Origin of the sequence: Campylobacter sp. CS_NA3, assembly GCF_027797495.1 — a bacterium.
Taxonomy (GTDB): domain Bacteria; phylum Campylobacterota; class Campylobacteria; order Campylobacterales; family Campylobacteraceae; genus Campylobacter_B.
On the sequence record NZ_CP115609.1, the window covers coordinates 232,557 to 251,803 of the forward strand.

General features: G+C 36.4%; 19 protein-coding genes and 1 tRNA gene. All 20 read left to right on the forward strand.

What is annotated here, in order from left to right; all coding sequences use genetic code 11:
- Positions 1-3: 3 nt before the first annotated feature.
- On the forward strand, positions 4-1,035 hold the full coding sequence (locus PF026_RS01235) for a glycosyltransferase family 2 protein (protein ID WP_270863208.1): 1,032 nt from the start codon (positions 4-6) through the stop codon (positions 1,033-1,035).
- Positions 1,032-2,150, forward strand: a complete 1,119-nt coding sequence (gene pglJ / locus PF026_RS01240; RefSeq protein WP_270863209.1) for an N-acetylgalactosamine-N,N'-diacetylbacillosaminyl-diphospho-undecaprenol 4-alpha-N-acetylgalactosaminyltransferase — start codon at positions 1,032-1,034, stop codon at positions 2,148-2,150. The genes PF026_RS01235 and pglJ overlap by 4 nt, the downstream gene beginning before the upstream one ends.
- Positions 2,151-2,304: 154 nt before the next feature.
- Positions 2,305-4,377, forward strand: a complete 2,073-nt coding sequence (locus PF026_RS01245) for an STT3 domain-containing protein (protein ID WP_270863451.1) — start codon at positions 2,305-2,307, stop codon at positions 4,375-4,377.
- A gap of 46 nt (positions 4,378-4,423) precedes the next feature.
- The gene (locus PF026_RS01250) at positions 4,424-5,542 is read left to right on the forward strand and encodes a glycosyltransferase family 4 protein (RefSeq protein ID WP_270863210.1); all 1,119 of its coding nucleotides are present in this window, start codon (positions 4,424-4,426) and stop codon (positions 5,540-5,542) included.
- On the forward strand, positions 5,535-6,140 hold the full coding sequence (gene pglC, locus PF026_RS01255; RefSeq protein ID WP_270863211.1) for an undecaprenyl phosphate N,N'-diacetylbacillosamine 1-phosphate transferase: 606 nt from the start codon (positions 5,535-5,537) through the stop codon (positions 6,138-6,140). The genes PF026_RS01250 and pglC overlap by 8 nt, the downstream gene beginning before the upstream one ends.
- Positions 6,127-6,714, forward strand: coding sequence for an acetyltransferase (locus PF026_RS01260; protein WP_270863212.1), 588 nt, complete (start codon positions 6,127-6,129; stop codon positions 6,712-6,714). The genes pglC and PF026_RS01260 overlap by 14 nt, the downstream gene beginning before the upstream one ends.
- Positions 6,715-7,096: 382 nt before the next feature.
- Positions 7,097-8,191 carry a DegT/DnrJ/EryC1/StrS family aminotransferase gene (locus PF026_RS01265; protein ID WP_270863213.1) on the forward strand — a complete coding sequence of 365 codons (1,095 nt, stop codon included), beginning with the start codon at positions 7,097-7,099 and terminating at the stop codon, positions 8,189-8,191.
- On the forward strand, positions 8,188-9,969 hold the full coding sequence (locus tag PF026_RS01270; protein WP_270863214.1) for a polysaccharide biosynthesis protein: 1,782 nt from the start codon (positions 8,188-8,190) through the stop codon (positions 9,967-9,969). The genes PF026_RS01265 and PF026_RS01270 overlap by 4 nt, the downstream gene beginning before the upstream one ends.
- A gap of 3 nt (positions 9,970-9,972) precedes the next feature.
- The gene (gene hisH / locus PF026_RS01275; protein WP_270863215.1) at positions 9,973-10,584 is read left to right on the forward strand and encodes an imidazole glycerol phosphate synthase subunit HisH; all 612 of its coding nucleotides are present in this window, start codon (positions 9,973-9,975) and stop codon (positions 10,582-10,584) included.
- Positions 10,584-11,294, forward strand: a complete 711-nt coding sequence (hisA, locus tag PF026_RS01280; RefSeq protein ID WP_270863216.1) for a 1-(5-phosphoribosyl)-5-[(5-phosphoribosylamino)methylideneamino]imidazole-4-carboxamide isomerase — start codon at positions 10,584-10,586, stop codon at positions 11,292-11,294. Before hisH ends, hisA begins: the two co-directional genes overlap by 1 nt.
- Before the next feature lie 416 nt (positions 11,295-11,710).
- The gene (locus PF026_RS01285; protein ID WP_270863217.1) at positions 11,711-12,559 is read left to right on the forward strand and encodes a 50S ribosomal protein L11 methyltransferase; all 849 of its coding nucleotides are present in this window, start codon (positions 11,711-11,713) and stop codon (positions 12,557-12,559) included.
- An 8-nt stretch (positions 12,560-12,567) separates the two neighbouring features.
- Positions 12,568-14,529: an ATP-dependent zinc metalloprotease FtsH gene (ftsH, locus tag PF026_RS01290; RefSeq protein WP_270863218.1), complete on the forward strand. Its 1,962-nt coding sequence runs from the start codon at positions 12,568-12,570 to the stop codon at positions 14,527-14,529.
- 10 nt (positions 14,530-14,539) lie between these two features.
- Positions 14,540-15,277, forward strand: a complete 738-nt coding sequence (gene pssA, locus PF026_RS01295) for a CDP-diacylglycerol--serine O-phosphatidyltransferase (RefSeq protein WP_270863219.1) — start codon at positions 14,540-14,542, stop codon at positions 15,275-15,277.
- The gene (locus tag PF026_RS01300; RefSeq protein WP_270863220.1) at positions 15,274-15,444 is read left to right on the forward strand and encodes a hypothetical protein; all 171 of its coding nucleotides are present in this window, start codon (positions 15,274-15,276) and stop codon (positions 15,442-15,444) included. The genes pssA and PF026_RS01300 overlap by 4 nt, the downstream gene beginning before the upstream one ends.
- A gap of 157 nt (positions 15,445-15,601) precedes the next feature.
- On the forward strand, positions 15,602-17,119 hold the full coding sequence (locus PF026_RS01305; protein ID WP_270863221.1) for a 2-isopropylmalate synthase: 1,518 nt from the start codon (positions 15,602-15,604) through the stop codon (positions 17,117-17,119).
- Positions 17,120-17,259: 140 nt separating this feature from the next.
- Positions 17,260-17,565, forward strand: a complete 306-nt coding sequence (locus PF026_RS01310) for a F0F1 ATP synthase subunit C (RefSeq protein ID WP_270860094.1) — start codon at positions 17,260-17,262, stop codon at positions 17,563-17,565.
- Positions 17,566-17,623: 58 nt separating this feature from the next.
- Positions 17,624-17,709: transfer RNA gene (locus tag PF026_RS01315), tRNA-Leu, on the forward strand.
- A 20-nt stretch (positions 17,710-17,729) separates the two neighbouring features.
- Complete coding sequence (locus PF026_RS01320; RefSeq protein WP_270863234.1) at positions 17,730-18,116, forward strand: hypothetical protein; 387 nt, start codon at positions 17,730-17,732, stop codon at positions 18,114-18,116.
- Positions 18,116-18,727: a restriction endonuclease gene (locus tag PF026_RS01325; RefSeq protein WP_270863452.1), complete on the forward strand. Its 612-nt coding sequence runs from the start codon at positions 18,116-18,118 to the stop codon at positions 18,725-18,727. The genes PF026_RS01320 and PF026_RS01325 overlap by 1 nt, the downstream gene beginning before the upstream one ends.
- A gap of 1 nt (position 18,728) precedes the next feature.
- Complete coding sequence (locus tag PF026_RS01330) at positions 18,729-19,178, forward strand: hypothetical protein (RefSeq protein ID WP_270863235.1); 450 nt, start codon at positions 18,729-18,731, stop codon at positions 19,176-19,178.
- Positions 19,179-19,247: the final 69 nt, after the last annotated feature.

Sequence of the window (19,247 nt, forward strand, 5' to 3'; positions counted from 1 at the left end):
CGAATGGTTAAAGATCCGTTAATTTCAGTAATAATCCCTGTTTATAATGTTGAAAATTTTTTGCATGATTGCTTAAATTCTGTAATTTCGCAAACTTATACAAATTTAGAAATTATTTTAGTCGATGACGGAAGCACAGATAAAAGTGGCGAAATTTGCGATGAATTTGCTAAAAATGATACTCGCATAAAAGTGCTTCATCAAAAAAATTCAGGTCAAGCAGTAGCAAGAAATAATGCACTTGATATAATGCAAGGCGAATATTTAAGCTTTGTAGATAGCGATGATATAATCGATGAAAACTATATACAAATTCTTTTTGATTTGATTAAGAAATACAATACAAAAATTTCTATGGCAGGTTATAAAGAATTTAGCAAAAACGAGCAAATTCAAAGCTACAAAGAAGAGAATTTACAAAATAATGATGAAAAATTATTAGAGCCAAAAGATATATTTATCGGTAGTTGTGTTGGTAACGGTTATTTTATGACAGGAGTTTGTAGGATTCTATATTTTAAAGAAATATTTGCGAATTTGCGTTTTCCGGCTGGTGAAATTCATGAAGATGTGGCTATTTGGTTTGAAATTTTTAATAGCACACAAAAAATTGCAACAAATCAAAAAAATATCTATTTTTATAGAAAAAATCCAACTTCTACAACGCAAATTTTAAATGATAGATTTTTTTCTGTCATTAAAAATACACAAAAATTTACAAATCAATTTGAATTGGCATACCCGCAATATGCTAAATTTGCAAGATATAAAATTTGTTTAACAATGCTTGTTGTTGCAGAAAAAATACTTCAACCACAAAATGAAAAATATAAATTTAAAATCACAGAATTTCATAAATTTATTAGAAAAAATTTAGATTTAAATTTTATACTTAAAGATATAAAAAACAATTTTACAAATAAAATTTTATTTTTATTTTATATTCACCCTAAATTACCATATTTTTCGGTAAATTTTTACTCAAAATTTATAATGCCTATAAAAAATCTAATCAAAAAAGTGATTAAACGATGAAAAAACTAAGCGTATTTATTTATTCTATGACTGGTGGTGGGGCTGAGCGGGTCGTGAGCAACCTTTTACCCGAGCTTTGCAAGGCTTACGAAGTGCATTTGATTTTGATGAACGATACTATTGCTTATCAAATTCCAAATTCGGTGCAGGTGCATTTCATAGAAAAATCAGCCCCTTTTGAAAATGGCTTAAAAAAGCTAATTAAACTGCCATTTTTAGGGCTAAAATATAAAAATTTATGCAAAAGATTAGGCATTGATATTCACTTTGTCTGGATGAATCGACCTTGTTATGTGGCTGGTTTTGCGCGAATTTTTGGAGATAAAAAACCTTTGATAATCAACGAGTGTTCGACGCCAAGTGTGCTTTATAAAGAGCCGAATTTCAAATCGAAAATCAGCAAATTTTTACTTAGTTGGCTCTATCCGAAGGCCGATTTTATCTATCCAAATTCGCTTGGCAATTTGGCCGATTTGCGTGATAATTTTGGCATAAATCCCGCTAAAATGGGTGTTTTATACAATGCGCTAAATTTAGACGAAATAGCGCAAAAATCGCAAGAGAGCATAGAGCAAAAAAAGCCGTTTTTCCTAAGCGTTGGCAGACTTGATGCTGGGAAAAATCACGAGCTTTTGATTCGTGCTTATGCAAAGCTTAAAAATTGTGATAAAGATTTGCTGATTTTAGGCGATGGCGTGTTGCGTGAGAGTTTGCAAAATTTAATAAACGAGCTAAATTTAGCTAGTCGCGTAAAACTGCTCGGTTTTGATAATAATCCTTATAAATATATGTCAAAATGCTATGCTTTTGTTTTCGTTAGCCTTTTTGAGGGTTTTTCAAACGCGCTAATCGAAGCTTTGGCGTGTGGAAAACTCGTCATTTCTAGCGATCATCAAAGTGGCGCAAGAGAGCTTTTGGGTGATGATGAATGGGGCGTTTTAGTTGGCGTAAATGACGAAGAGGGCACCATAAAAGCTATGCAAAAAGCGATCGATGAGCCTGAATTTGTAAAAATTTATGAAAAAAAGGCTAAAATAAGAGCCGAATTTTTTAATAAAAATAAAATTGCAAAAGATTTGATAAAAGATTTAAAGGAAATTTATGCAAAAGGGTGAAAATTTAGCAAATTCGCAAAGCAAAAACTCGCAAAAAGAGCCAATTAACGGCTTTACTATCACGGAGCAAGAGAATTTGCAAACAAACAAATTTGATTTTAGTAAAATTTTTAAATTTATAAAAAACTACGAGCTTTCAAAACACCTGCTTTTGATGATTATTTTGGCGTTCATTTTTAGTGTTGGGCTTCGAATTTACTGGGTTTATTGGGCGAGTGATTATCCGCAGTTTTTTTGGAATAATCAGCTTATGATAAACACAAACGACGGATATGCCTTTGCCGAAGGGGCAAGGGATTATTTGGCAGGATTTCATCAACCAAATGATTTAAGTTACATTGATTTTCCACTAGCTAAGCTGACTGCGTGGCTGAAAATGATTTTGCCGTTTAGCTTTGAAAGCATTATTTTATATCTGCCTACGATTTTATCATCTTTAATCGTGGTGCCTATTTTGCTGATTTCATCTGAATTCAAATGCCTTAGAGCAGGATTTATCGGTGCTTTGGTTGCTTGTGTAGCCCATAGCTACTATAACCGCACGATGAGCGGATACTACGATACCGATATGCTAAATATTGTTTTTGCGATGTTTGTGTTATGGGGGCTTATTCGAATTTGCACCAAAGGCGATAAAATTTCGCTTATATTAACGCCTGTTTTTATTAGCATTTATCTTTGGTGGTATCCGTCAAGCTTTACGCTAAATTCGGCATTTTTAGGGATTTTTATAGTTTATTCGTTGATTTTTCAGCGAAAAAGAGTTGTAAATTATGAAGCAATGATTTTGCTAATTTTATCGATTACTTGGATTTCTATTTTCCTTAAATTTGGACTTATTTTTGCACTATTTTTCTTTTTTGTTTATAAAAAAGAGCTCGTAAATTGGCATATTTTAGGCATTATCGGCATTTTGGTTTTGGCACTTTTTATCATAAAAGGCGGATTAAATCCGATTTGGTTTAATCTTAGATTTTATATCTTGCGAGATGTCGCCGATAACGCACATAATGCAAGTGCGATTTTTCACTATTTCAATGTTAATCAAACGATTCAAGAATCTGGCATCGTTCCACCAAAAATCTTTATGGAACGCATTAGTTCGCACACTATCGTTTTTGTAATCGCGCTTTTTGGGTATGCGCTTTTATGTTTTAGGCATAAGGAATTTTTGCTTTCATTGCCACTTTTGGCACTTGGATTTTTGGCAAATAAAGCAGGTCTAAGATTTACCATTTACGCTGTTGGCGTTATGGGGCTAAGTTTTGGTTATATTTTGTATTTTGGTATTAAAAATTTAAATATGCCAAAATTTTTGCAAAGAATTTTGCTTTTTGGTGCGACACTAGCGGCGTTGTATCCTGCTTGGACGCATATTAAAGAGTATAAATCCGATACGGTGTTTTTTAGGAGCGAAGTTGAAATTTTGGATAAATTAAAAAATATCGCAGGTCGCGAAGATTATGTTTTAGCGTGGTGGGACTATGGCTATCCGATTAGATATTATAGTGATACCAAAACGCTAATCGACGGCGGAAAGCATCTAGGTGATGATAACTTTCCTGTTAGTTTTTCACTTTTTAAAGATCAAGTTAGCGCAGCAAATATGGCGCGTCTTGCCGTGGAATACACTGAGCGCAAATTTGAAGAGAAATTCGGTGGCGATATAATGCAAAAAGCGATTAAAGATTATGGTGTTAGCGACATTAATGACTTTTTACTATCTTTAAGATTTGAAGATTTTACTCCGCCAAAAGCTAGTAGAGATGTCTATTTTTATCTGCCTGATCGCATGAATAACATCTTTCCTGTTATTATGCAGTTTTCGAATTTGGACTTAAAAACTGGCAAAAAATTTGTTGATCCGCTATATTATAGTGGCGCATTTTATGGCAAAGATGAATATGGGGTGAATATCGGTGGCGGTGTCATGCTAAGAAACGATTTACTTGTTGCTAAAATTGGTGGCAAAGAGTATAGCATAAATACATTTTATGAAACAAGTTACGACGCAAACGGAAAATTAGTAGTCAAAGAAATTGCTATCGATAGTAGTGCCGGGCTTTTTGTAATTTTTATGAAAGATTATGGCAGATTTATTTTGCTTGATAATGGTGCCTTAAATTCGGCGTATGTTCAGCTTTTTATACTTGAAAAGTATGATAGAGAGCTTTTTGAACCTGTGATTTTAAATCCTGCTGCTAAAATTTATAAATTAAAAAGGTAAATTCGGTAGAATTTGATTTAAATTTGCAAATTTGTAAGGTTGATTAATGGCTAAATTTGGTTTCCTTTCGCACTCTGATATGAGTATTTATTTTTTCAGGGCGCCGATTATGCGTGAGCTTAAAAAACGCGGACACGAAGTTTATGCTATTGCCCCAAAAGGAAAATATACACCAAAGTTAGAAGAAGAATTTATTAGCGTTAATTATGATTTAGATAAAGCAAGTCTTAATCCTTTTAAAGTATCGCAAAATACAGCAAATTTGACAAAAGTTTTAAAAGAGCTAAATTTAGATTTTTTGCAAACTTCGGCCCATAAATCAAATGTTTTTGGCACAATTGCGGCTAAAAACGCAGGAATTCGGACGGTTATAAATCTTATTGAAGGTTTAGGAAGCTTTTATGTCGATAATGATTTAAAAAGCAGAGTCGTGAGATTTGTTATGGAAAAACTTTATAAAAAATCTTTTGCTCTTGCTAATGGCTGCATTTTTGTAAATCACTCCGATCCGCGCTATATGGTTGATAAAAATTTGATCACAATCGATAAGGTTTTTTGCATAAAAAGTGTAGGTGTGAATAGTAAGCTATTTGATGAAGAAAAATACCTTGACGCAAAAATGAGCCATAAAAAAGTGGTTTTGATGATAGGTAGGGCGCTTTGGCATAAAGGAATTCGCGAATTTTACGAAGCGGCGGATATTTTATCAAATCGCGATGATGTGCAGTTTGTATTTGCGGGAGATACTTTTGAAGGAAACAAAAGTTCGGCTAGTAAAGAATTCTTAAAAAATCCGAATGTCCTTTGGCTTGGCTGGTGCGAAGATGTTTTTTCGCTTTATAAAAGTGCGTATATGGTTGTTTTACCGACTTACTATAAAGAGGGTTTCCCGCGAACCATACTTGAAGCTATGTCTATGAGTCGCCCTTGCGTGGTAAGTAATGCAGATGGTTGTGTAGAAGCTGTCGAAGATGGGCACACGGGATTAATTTGCCAAATGAAAAGTTCGGTTGATTTAGCTAGAAAGATTAAAATTTTGCTAGATGATGAAAATTTAGCACGAAAAATGGGATATTACGGTAGAAAGGCAGTTTTAGAAAAATACGACGAGCCGATAATCACACAAAAATATTTGGACATTTATAGGCAGTTTTTATATGTATAAGGCGTTTTTTAAACGATTATTAGATATTTTGGGCGCTATAATTTTAATTATTTTAAGCCTACCTTTTATGATAGCAACTCATATTTTAATCAAAAAACACATTAGCAAGAGCACTATTTTTACGCAATCTCGCCCGGGTCTGAACGAAAAAATTTTTAAAATTTACAAATTTAAAACTATGAGTGACGAGCGGGACGCAAACGGCGAACTTTTAAGCGACGAACTGCGCCTAAATGAATACGGCAAAAAAATCCGCGCCCTAAGCCTTGATGAGCTTCCGCAACTTTTCAATGTCCTAAAAGGCGATATGAGTTTCATCGGACCTAGACCTTTGCTCGTAGAATACCTGCCACTTTACAGCGAAGAGCAAAAACTTCGCCACAGCGTGCGACCGGGCATAACGGGGTTGGCGCAAGTAAATGGGCGAAATGCCATTAGCTGGGGAAAAAAGTTTGAATTCGACACGCATTACGCTAAAAATTTAAGCTTTTTGCTAGATCTTAAAATCGCGTTTTTAACCATAAAAAAAGTTATCAAAAAAGACGGCGTTAATAAAGAAGGCATGGCGACAACGGAGAAATTCAATGGAAAAAACTAAACTCTACATTTACGGTGCAAGCGGTCACGGCAAGGTCGTGTGCGATGTCGCAAAAAGCGCAAGATACAAAGAAATCGTTTTTTTAGACGACAACGGCGAGTTAAAATTTAGCCCAGATTTACCGAAATTTCCCGTTATAATCGCAATCGGCGATAATAAAATTAGAGCAAATTTGCAAAAAAAAGTCAGCAAAGCAGGTTTTGAAATAGCTACACTTATCCATGAAACTGCCGTGATTTCGCCCACAGCTAAAATCGGGCGTGGCGTGGTTATCATGCCAAATGTCGTGGTAAATGCAGATGCGATTATCGGCGACGGGGTAATTTTAAATTCAGCTTGTGTAATCGAGCATGATTGTGTGATTGGCGAATTTTCGCATATTAGCCCAAATTCTGCCCTTGCAGGTGGCGTGGAAGTGGGCGAATTTAGCCATATCGGTTTGGGTTCGAGCGTAATTCAAAAGATTAAAATCGGTAAAAATTGCGTTATCGGTGCAGGTAGTGCAGTGATAAAAGATATAGAGAATTTTAGCCTAGCTGTGGGTGTTCCCGCGAAAGTTATAAAGAAAATTTAGCAAATTTACACAAAAGTGATAAAATACAAATTTTTAAATTTGCAATAGAACTGAGCCTAGCTTTTCCGAGTGTTCGCAAATTTCTCGTTCGATAGCCAAAACAGGCTTATCTCACTCGAAATTTGCTTCACAACTCGAAAAATCGTCGGCATAAGCAGTTCAAATTTGCAAAATTAACGACAAATTTATATTTAAACGGCTTTGCCGTTTGCTGGATTGCTTCGAATTTACTTCGTAAATTCTCGCAATGACATTTGATAGTAAATTTGATAAATTTATGCCGACGATTTTTCGCAGGGCGAACGACAGACTAGACTAAATTCGTCTGTCCGAGTTCGCCATGTGAAAAAGCTAGGCTTATATAATTTTAGAAAGAGTAAAAATGGGGAGAATTTTTTTAAGTTCACCAAATATGGGCGGTTCCGAGCTAGACTACATTAAACAAGTTTTTGAAAGCAACTATATCGCACCTTTGGGCGAATTTGTAAATAAATTTGAAAAAAGCGTTGAAGATTATTGTGGCGTTAAAAGGGCGTTGGCATTAAATTCCGGCACAGCAGGTCTGCATTTAGCATTGCGAGTTTTAGGCGTAAAGCAAGATGACATAGTGTTGGCTTCAAGCTTTACATTTATGGCTAGTGTTAATCCGATATTTTACGAAAAATGCACTCCGATTTTGATTGATTGTGATGAGAGTTGGAATCTAAGCCCGAATTTACTAAAAAAAGCGATAAAAATAGCTCCAAAAAAACCAAAAGCCTTGATCGTAACGCACCTTTACGGACAGGCTGCGAAAATGGACGAAATTTTAGAAATCTGTGAAAACGAAAATATCGCCGTCATCGAAGATGCAGCAGAGGCACTTGGCGGATTTTACAAAGGAAAAGCTCTTGGGGCTATCGCTAAATTGGGAGTTTTGAGCTTTAACGGAAATAAAATCATCACCACAAGTGGCGGTGGAATGCTAATTTCAAATGATGAAAATTTAATCGCAAAAGCTAGATTTTACAGCACACAAGCAAGAGAGCCGTTTTTGCACTACGAACACAACGACTACGGCTACAACTACCGACTTAGCAATGTCTTGGGAGCTATCGGTGTAGGACAAATGGAAGTGCTAGAAAAACGCGTCCAGCGAAAAAGAGAGATTTTCGCGCTTTATAGTGAGCTTTTGAAAGACTGCGCCGAATTTATGCCTGAAATTCCAAATTCGCGCGGAAATAGGTGGCTAACGACACTGCTTTTCAAAGAGAAAAACGCACATTTGCGCGTAATCGATGCACTAAATAAAGCCGACATCGAAAGCCGTCCTTTATGGAAACCGATGCACTTACAACCTGTTTTTAAAGGTGCATTAAGCGTAACGGACGGCACTAGCGAAGATTATTTTAATCGCGGAATTTGTCTGCCAAGCGGAAGCGATTTAGACGACGCAAATGTCGAAAAAGTAGCGAAAATTGTGAGAGAAAGTCTATGAATTTAAAGCCTACAAAATTTAAAAGATTTACATTTTTTCTTTTTGTGGATATTTTGATTTCCATATTTTCGGTTTATATCGCCTTTGTGTTGCGTTTTAGCGGCGATATTCCGAACGAATTTTACAAAGGGCTTTTGCTTAGCATTTTTTGTATAACTCTTATCAAAATTTGCTTGATTTGGTTTTTTAAGATTTATATGGTTCCGTGGCGGTTTTTTGGGCTTTATGAAGCCAAAAAACTATTTTACGCACACATTTTAACTATCATTGTTTTTGCAGGAATTTTTACCATTTTTGATGACATTTTAAATCCTTTTCCAAGAAGCGTTGTTTTTATCGACGCGGCGATTTCATATATTTTAATAGGAGCCGTGCGAATTGCAAAACGCATGTTTTTAAACGGCAATAAATTTATTTCAAACAACGAGCCGTGCATAGTTTTTGGCGCTACAAACAAAGCTGTCCATATCCTAAAAGGTATGCGCCAACAATACATAAATTATTATCCTGTTGCAGTTGTCGATGGAAGAGATGAGCTAGTAGGAACTTCGTTTGAGAATTTCACCGTCAAAGCAAAAAATAAAATTCCTGAAATCATAAAAGAAAGCGAAGCAAAAACCGCTATAATCGCACTTGCATTAGAGCCTAGCGATTTAAAAGAGCTTTATGACGAGCTTATTGCTTATGGGCTTAAAGATATAAAAATTTTCTCACTGCTTGAAAGTGAAAATGACAAAATTCGTAACATTTCTATCGAAGATTTACTCGCACGAAAGCCAAAAGACCTTGATAGTACGGCTGTTGAGCGATTTATCAAAGACAAAATCGTCCTTGTTACGGGAGCAGGTGGTACGATAGGAAGCGAAATTTGCAAACAATGTTTAAAATTTGGCGCAAAAAAGCTCATCATGGTAGAACACAGCGAATTTAATCTATATCAAATCAACGAAGCCACAAACGCAGACGCTAGAAATGAACTAAAAATGGTAAATATCGTTTATGAGAGCGAATTTGAAGCCGTTTTTAGCGAATTTAAACCACAAGTCGTCGTTCATGCAGCAGCCTACAAACATGTTCCGCTTTGCGAATATAATCCACATTTGGCAGTCAAAAATAATATTATAGGCACAAAAAATGTGGTTGATTTATCTAAAAAATATGGCGTGGAAAAAGTCGTTATTATCTCCACCGACAAAGCCGTCAGACCAACAAATATAATGGGGACAACAAAGCGAATTTGCGAACTTTACGGGCTAAATTCGAGCGATGAAAAAACGCAAATCGTCGCCGTTAGATTTGGTAATGTTTTAGGCAGCAGCGGAAGCGTAATACCAAAATTTAAACGCCTAATCGAAGAAAACAAGCCCCTAAGCGTAACGCACCCGGAAATCGTGCGTTATTTTATGCTAGTTAGCGAAGCTTGTCAGCTGGTTCTCCAAGCAGCTTCGATTGCCAAAGGCGGGGAGCTTTTCGTGCTTGATATGGGAAAACCTATTAAAATCGCAGATCTTGCTAAACGCATGTTGCAACTTGCTTCAAAAGAGCATTTAGGTATCGAATTCACAGGTCTTCGTCCCGGCGAAAAGCTTTACGAAGAGCTTTTGATAGATGAAAACGACAAAGGCACGGAGTATGAAAGTATCTTTGTAACGCACTCTGATAGCTATGATTTAAATTTGCTAAATCGTCAAATCGCCGAACTTTTAAGCGTTAGCGATGATGAAGTTGCAACTAAATTAAAAGAAATCGTGCCTGAATTTAACCATAACAAGGGATAAAATTTGATAGGAATTATTGATTATAACGCAGGAAATATAAGAAGCGTTAAAAACGCACTTAGCTTTTGTGGGGCAAAATTTGAGCTAGTTAGCACGCCTGAACAGGTTTTAAGAAGTGATAAAATTTTACTACCCGGAGTGGGAGCTTTTGGCGAAGCAATGGCTAAACTAAAATCGGCAAATTTAGACGAAGCGATAAAAGAATTTGTCGCAAGCGGGCGATATTTTTTGGGAATTTGTCTTGGCATGCAGCTTTTGTTTGATAAAAGCGAAGAATTTGGCAGTAGCGACGGGCTTGGGCTTATTAGCGGAAAAGTTATCAAATTTGATGAGAGCAAATTTGGTGCGAATTTAAAAATCCCGCACATGGGCTGGAACACGCTGGAATTTACAAGGCAAACACCGATAAATTCGGGGCTTGAAAGTTCGGTTTATGCTTATTTTGTTCATTCTTATCACGCTGTTTGCGACGATAAATTCGCCTTAGCAAAGACCACTTACGGGTATGAGTTTGTAAGCGGGGTTTGCAAGGATAATGTCTTTGGCTTTCAGCCACACCCTGAAAAAAGCCACGAGAACGGCATAAAAATAATTAAAAATTTTACGGAGTTATAATGGAAATTTTACCTGCGATTGATTTAAAAGACGGCGTTGCCGTGCGTTTAAGCAAAGGGCTAATGGATAGTGCAAAAATTTATTCAAAAACCCCTTGGGAGTTAGCCAAAAAATTTGAAGATATGGGAGCAAAATACCTGCATTTGGTGGATTTGGACGGAGCGTTTGCAGGGGAAGCGATAAATTTTAAAACGATAGAAAAAATCGTTAAAAGCACAAATTTAAAGGTCGAAGTGGGCGGGGGAATTCGCACCGAAGAGCGAATAAAAGAGTACCAAAATTTAGGCGTTTATAGATTTATTTTGGGTTCAGTTGCACTAAAAAATCCAAATTTCGTCCGTGAAGTAGCTCCAAAATACAATATCGTCGTTGGCATTGACGCCAAAGGCGGTATGGTCGCAACCGAGGGCTGGGCAGAAGTTTCAAATATAAAAGCCACCGAACTAGCCGCACTTTATGCCGACGCAGGAGTTGGGGCGATAATTTGCACCGACATTGAAAAAGACGGAATGCTTTGTGGCGTAAATGTCGAATTTACCGAAGCAATCGCCAAAGCAAGCAAAATCGATACAATAGCAAGTGGCGGAGTAAAGGATATTTCAGACATAATTGCTTGTAAAAATAGTGGGAAAATTGCAGGTGTTATTGTAGGGAAGGCATATTACGAAGGGACGCTAGACCTAAAAGAAGCGTTTAAATTAGTGTTGTAGGTTAAATTCAGCCTAGCGTTTAATTCCCCATACCTGACGGATTAAATTAAAAAATTTCACGCTTTATAAGCTCACGCACGAAAAAGTGCGCTACACTTAAAAGCCTGAAATTTTTTAAATTACTACGCCCGCTCTGTCTTGAATATTTTCAAATTTGTATTGAAATATTTTGTAAATTTAGTAAAAATCGTCGGCATTTGTTATTTAAATTTATCACCAATTGTCATTGCGAACGAGCGAAGCGAAGTGAAGCAATCGCCACTGTTTAATACACGATATAATTTAATCTTGTTATCTAAATATGAGAGCGTCAAAGCTTAAATTTATATCTTATTTATCTTTCATAAGCAAATTTTGAACTAATTTTTTGTAAAATAAAACTTTTTATATCCAAATTTAAAGGTTCAAAAAGGATTATGAAAGATTTTTTTTATGAAATGATTATCAAAACAAACGCAATAGAACTTTTTAAAGAATTTGCGTTTGAACTCGGTATTTCTTGTATCGAAGAGAGAGAAAATTCTTTTATTATCCGTGATGAAGATGATTTATCGGATTTTGAATTTGCCTTTTTGGAGTATAAAAAAGCGCTTGAAAATTCGCTAAAAACCAAGATAAATTTGGAAATTTCGGTTGAAAAAAAGCCAAATTTAGACTGGATAAATGAGTATAAAAAAGGCGTTGAGCCTATCGCTGTGGGGCGATTTTTCGTGCGACCTAGTTGGTGCGAAAAGGCTGATTTAAAAGACGAAAACGGGAAAGATTTGATTGACATTATCATTGACCCTGCACTTGCTTTTGGTTCGGGTCATCATGAAAGCACAAATATGTGTTTGAATTTGATCTCAAAATATGCCGATGTAAATTCGCAAAAAACTGCCCTTGATGTTGGGTGCGGAAGCGGAATTTTAAGCGTAGCCTTGGCTAAACTTGGCATAAAAGTTAGCTCTTGCGATACCGACGAACAAGCCGTTTATGCCACAGAGCAAAATGCGAAAAAAAATGGTGCAAAAATCGATGAAATTTGGGTCGGCTCGATTTCAAATTTAACTAATTCGTATGATTTGGTCGTGGCAAATATCATCGCTGATGTCATTTTAATGCTACAAAACGATTTGAAAAAAAGCGTTAAAAAAGGCGGAATTTTGATACTTTCAGGGATTTTGGAAAAATACCTTGACAGAATCAAAAACTCATTTAGCGAATTAAATTTGCTTGAAGTTAAGCAAAAAAATGAATGGGTAAGTTTGGTATTTAAAAAATAAGGAAAAAAATGGATTATAATCAAAACAATAGAAACAATCAAAACGGCGGTAACGGCGGCGGCGGAAACAATTTTTTTAATAAAAATCCGATTGGCGCGTTTATCATTTTTGCTTTGATTGTGATTGTGATTTTTAGGGCAATGTCGCCTAATGACGGCGGTTTTGGCGAAGGTATGATGAGTAATGGTGGTGTTGGCGAACTAAAAAGTATAAAATACTCTGAATTTAAAAAAGAGCTTGAAAGCGGACAAATTTCAAGCGTAAATATTGCTCAAAGCACCATAAAAGCGCAAGGAAACGGCGTTGTTTATACCGTAAAGAGAGTTGAAGACCCTGAACTCATACGAATTTTAGAAGCCAAAGGAATTCCTTACGGCGCATACAATGAAACAAATTTGTTAAGCGAAATCATTTTTAGCTATGTTTTGCCGTTAGCACTATTTTTTGGAATTTGGATGTTTTTGGTTAGCCGTATGCAAAAAGGTGCGACTAGCTTTTTGGGCGGTGGCACGAAAAAGCTTATAAATTCGGAAAAACCAAGCGTTAAATTTAGCGATGTTGCAGGAGCAGAAGAGGCAAAAGAAGAGGTTAAAGAGATTGTTGATTTCCTAAAAAACCCTGATCGCTATATCGCTTTGGGAGCAAAAATTCCAAAAGGTGTTTTGCTAGTGGGGCCTCCGGGAACCGGAAAAACGCTTTTAGCAAAAGCAGTTGCCGGTGAAGCAAATGTGCCGTTTTTCTCAGTCGCGGGATCTAGTTTTATCGAAATGTTTGTGGGCGTTGGCGCTAGCAGAGTAAGAGACCTTTTTGAAATGGCGAAAAAAGAAGCCCCTGCGATAGTTTTTATCGATGAAATCGACGCCATAGGAAAAAGCAGAGCAGCAGGGGGAATCGGCGGCGGAAATGATGAGCGAGAACAAACGCTAAATCAACTTTTAGCTGAAATGGACGGCTTTGATAGCGATAAAAGCCCTGTTATCGTCCTAGCAGCGACAAATCGCCCAGAAGTTTTAGACGCTGCGCTTTTGCGTCCTGGTCGTTTTGATAGACAGGTCGTTGTCGATAGACCTGATTTTGACGGACGGGTTGCGATTTTAAAAGTGCATATGCGAGATGTTAAATTTGCAAATGACATTGATATTGAAGAGATTGCCCGTTTGACCGTAGGTTTTGCAGGAGCTGATCTAGCCAATATCATAAATGAAGCTGCACTTTTAGCAGGGCGTGAAGCCAAAAAAGCAGTCGAGCAAAAAGATTTGCTTGAAGCCATTGAACGCGTGGCGATTGGTTTAGAGAAAAAATCGCGTCGAGTTAATCCGCTTGAAAAACGCATTGTGGCGTATCACGAAAGCGGTCATGCGTTATTAGCTGAGACGACAAAAGGGGCTTTGGCAGTTACGAAAGTTACCATTGTGCCGCGTGGCATAAGTGCTGCCGGTTATACGCTAAATTCGCCAGAAGAAAATCGCTTTTTAAAACAAAAACACGAGCTTATGGCAGAAGTCGATGTTTTACTAGCAGGCAGGGCAGCAGAAGAAATCTTTATAAAAGAGATTTCAACAGGTGCTAGTAATGATTTAGAGCGAGCAACGGATATTATCAAATATATGATTACGCAAGTGGGAATGACCGATGTAGCAGGACTTATGGTGTTAGAAAAACGCCAAAATTTATTCTTAACGGGCGGTCAGAGCTTAAAAGATTATAGCGAAGATATGGCGATTAAAATCGATACTTTTACAAAAGAGCTTTTAAATGAACGCTATAATGCCGTAAAAGAGCGGCTTCAAACTTATAGCGGTGCGATAGAAAATATGGTAAAAGCACTTTATGAAAAAGAGACGATTGAGGGCGAAAAGGTGCGAGAGATTATCGCTGAATTTGAAAAAGAAAATGATTTGCCAAGCCGTCTTACACGAAAATGTGCAAATGACGGTGAAAACGGCGAGAATTCGCAAGAACAAATTTAAAGAGTAAAAAATGAGCGAAGAAAGAGATAAATTAATTTACATTTTGCCAAATTTATTCACCGCAGCTAGTATATTTTTTGGCGTTATAAGCATTATTTCTACGCTTAATGGCAACTTTACAAAGGCGATTATTTTTATATTTTTGTCTTTGGTTTGCGATGGTCTAGACGGGCGTGTGGCAAGGCTAACAAATACGGCTAGTAAATTCGGCGTGGAATTTGATAGCTTGGCCGATATTATCGCATTTGGCGTGGCACCTGCGTTTTTGTTTTATATCGTTATTGGAAAAGAATTTGGACGCGTGGGTTCGCTTTTAACGGCGATTTATATCATTTTTGGAGCGATTAGACTAGCTAGATTTAATGTTACCACAGGCACTTACGATCCTAGCGTTTTTATAGGTTTGCCGATTCCTACGGCTGCGATTTGGCTTGCGGTTATGGTTGGTGTTTATTTAGAGTATTCGTTTTTTATGAATTTACAAGTGCTTTATTTGGTTGCTGTTGGTGTGATTTCGGTGCTTATGGTTAGCAATGTTAGATTTCCAAGCTTTAAAAAAATCAATCTTAAAAAGATGAATTTTTACAAAGTCTTAATTGTGCTTGTTATAATTTTTTCACTTTTATATATCAGACCACTTGAACTTACGGCTGTTTTGACAAGCGGTTATATTTTATATGGCATTGTAAGGGCGATTTATTATTTTTACGATAGAAAAATTCGAAAGAAAGTTAAGGATGAGCAATGAGTTTTGACGGGGTTATAAAGGCGATTAAATTTTTACCAAAAATAGAGATAAAAAACCTGCTACTGGGCAGTTTGAGTAAAACAAATTTGCAAATTAAAAGTCGGATTTGCAAATTTAAATTTGAACGACTTTGCGACGAATTTAAAATTCGGCAATTTAAAATTTAAAAAATAAAAAATAAAATGAAAGGCGAAGTATTTTGAGATGATTTTTTGAGTTGTGAGCGAAGTGCGAGTGAGACGGACTTTGTTGTCCGTCGCAACAAAGCACGAGCGAAACTCTCAAAAAAGCACTCAAAAGACAAGCCGAGCAAAGGAAAATTTAATGGATAAAAATAGAATTATTATATTTGACACTACTTTACGCGACGGCGAACAAAGCCCCGGCGCTTCTATGAACATAACCGAAAAGGTTACTCTTGCATTGCAGTTGGAGCGACTTGGTGTCGATGTCATCGAAGCAGGTTTTGCTGCGGCAAGCCCCGGTGATTTTGAGGCGATTGAAAAAATCGCAAACGCAACAAGCAAGGTTAGAGTTTGCTCTCTTGCAAGGGCAGTTGAAAATGACATAAAAGCCGCAGGTAACGCGATAAAATCTGCAAATTTTCAAAGAATTCACACATTTATCGCAACAAGCCCTATTCACATGGAATTTAAGCTAAAAATGAAACCAGATGAGGTCGTAAAAAGAGCAGTTGAAGCAGTAAAATATGCTAAAACTTTTTGCGAAGATGTTGAGTTTAGCTGCGAAGATGCAGGACGAAGCGATATTTCGTTTTTAAAAGAAATTTGCGATGCAGCCGTTAGTGCAGGGGCTACAACTATAAATTTACCAGATACCGTTGGTTACAGACTTCCAAACGAATTACAAAGTATGATAAAACAAATGGTTGAATTTTTAGGGGATCGCGCGATAATTTCAGTACATAATCACAATGACTTGGGACTTGCGGTAGCAAATACTCTATCTTGCATACAAGCAGGAGCAAGGCAAGTAGAATGCACCATAAACGGACTTGGAGAGCGAGCAGGAAATGCTTCTCTTGAAGAGATTGCTATGGCGATACGCACTAGAAATGACATTTTTGCGCCACTTTATACAGGCATAAATCACAAAGAAATTTATCCGTCAAGCCGTTTGGTGGCAAGTATCACAGGAATCGAGCCACAACCGAATAAAGCAATCGTAGGCAAAAATGCTTTTGCGCACGAAAGCGGAATTCATCAAGACGGCGTTTTAAAACATCAAGAAACTTACGAAATAATGAAAGCAGAAGACATCGGACTTGATAAAAATTCACTTGTCCTTGGCAAACACAGCGGACGCCATGCTTTTAAAGATAAGTTAAAATCCCTTGGATATGAGCTTGATGATGAAAAATTGCAAGTTGCATTTGAGAAATTTAAAGTTTTAGCCGATCACAAAAAAGAGGTTTTTGATGAGGATTTGCGTGAGTTGGTTGCCGAAAATATGACAAAAATTCAAAAAACCTTTGAGCTAGTTACGCTTAGTTCAAATACCTGCAACAAAGGGCATTTTAGCGCAGCTCTAAGCTTAAAACACAATGATGAGATTTTAAGCGATACGGCTCTTGGAAACGGCGCAGTAAATGCGATTTTAAAAGCTGTTGATCGCATTAGCGGGATTAATGGTGTGTTAAAAGATTATCAAGTCAAAGCCGTTTCACAAGGCAAAGACGCTCTTGCTAAGGTTATTGTAAAGGTTGAATTTGAAGGAAATTCCGCTATTATCGGACATGGACTTGATCTTGATACAATGCTTGCTACCGCAAAAGCGTATGTGGGTGCATTAAATAGCTATATGAGTATGAAAAAAGTTTAAAACAATCAAATTCGGCAGATTTTAAATTTGCCGAATTTGATAAATTTGCCTATATTCAACTAAATAAAAGCAAATTTCAGGTAAAATAACCAATTCGAAAACTTGTTTTAGTTTTGAAAAATCTTTAAAAGGAAGACTTTATGAAAAAAGTTCTTGTATTGTTTTTAGCTCTTGTAGGTGTAGCTTTCGCGGATGACGGTGCTACTCAAATCGCTTCTTTTTCGGCTCTTGGCGGTGGTTTGCTACTAGGTCTTGGAGCTCTTGGCGGCGCTATTGGTATGGGTCATGCTTCAAACGGTGCTATTACAGGTATCGCAAGAAACCCAAGCATTGCTAACAAATTAACAACAACTATGTTTATTTGTCTTGCGATGATTGAAGCACAAGTTATTTATACACTTGTTTTCCTATGCGTATTGCTATGGGCTAACCCACTATTAGGCTAATTTCTTTTTATAGTTGCGATAAATTCGCAACTATTTCTCTCTTTATTTTTTTATTTTTGCGACCATGGTGGAATTGGTAGACACGCTATCTTGAGGGGGTAGTGCGCTTCGCGTGTGCGAGTTCAAATCTCGCTGGTCGCACCATAAACAAAACAGGAAAATATATGAAAAATCTGATTTTATCGGCTTGTATCACGCTGGTTGCGGTGGTTTTGTTTTATTTGATAAATTTTAATCTGTTACAAAAAGAAAAAACGCTACACTCGCAAGAGACACAAAATTTACAAATTCAGGTAAAGAATTTGCAAGATAAAATAGCAAATTTAGAAGCAAATTTGCAAAATTCGCAAAATGAAAATCAAGAAATCAAAGTCAATGCAAACAAAGCAAAAAGCGAGATTAGTGATGAATTAAACAAAAAAATTTGGGATTTAGAAAACGAAAATCGCAACCTAAAACTTGAAAATATCACGCTAAAAGAAAGGCTAAATTTAGCCAAACCCAGCGATAGAAAATTCGAAAATCAAAGCCTAAGCATAGAGATAAATTGATGATTTGGATTTTTTTGACCACACTGATACTTTTTTTTCTAATTTTTTCGCTGTTAAATTCATTAAATTCAAAGGAAAAAATCGAGTTTGATTTTTCAAATTTGGATAAGCAGGTCGTATCGGGCGAAAGCGAAAATTCAAGCGAATTTGAAGATGAAATAGAAGAATTTATCGAATTTAGCGATGAAGAAAAGGGTTTAAATTTAGAAGAAATTTACAAACGAAACAAGCAAAAAGGCGACGAATACGAGTTTTTCGTGGCAAATCTCTACAAAGATGACGGCTATAAAATCTATATGAACGGCTACAACAATGGCGTCAAAGACGAGGGCATCGACATAATCGCCCACAGGGGAAATGAAGTATTACTAATCCAGTGCAAAAACTGGAAAAATTCGCCAAAACAGCGGGATTTGAAAGTTTTTATCGCAGATTGCGATTTATATATCCAAAAAAATCAAAAATATCTAAAAAACAAAAAAATTAGAAAAATTTTTGCGACAAGTTGCCCCCAAATGGACGGCGGCGTTGGCGTTTATCTTCAAAAATACAATGCCATGAATGCCGTAAAAATCGAGTATAAACAAATTTTGTATAATTCAAAGTTATAAAATGAAAAAATTTATAATAGCGATTTTAGCGATACTGGCGGCGATTTTTGCGGTTTTGTATTTTAGCAAGGAGCGAGTAAATTTAAGCCAAGGTGGCGATAACGGCGAAATTATCGGGCAAGAAAAATCAAATTTGAAAGAAAATTTGGAATATTACGGCAAAAAAATTATAAAAAAAGCTGATGAAAAATTTGACGAAGCAAAGCAAACCCTAAAAAACGAGCAAAAATACCACGAGCAGCTCAAAAGCGAAGCAAATCGTGATGTTAAAATTTTTGAGCCGATTTATAAAAATGAAAAAAATTTGCCAAATTCTAAGAAAAATCAAAATTCGCAAAATTCAGTGCAAATAGGTGGCAAAAATGTGCAAAATTCGCCAAATTCAGGGCAACAAAAATCACAAAATCCAAACCCACAAAACAAGAAAAAAATCGAAATCGAACTAAATTAACCTTATTTGATTAAATTTAAAAGTGATTTTTTGTATTATTTGGAAATTATTTTTCAAAAAAGGATTTCC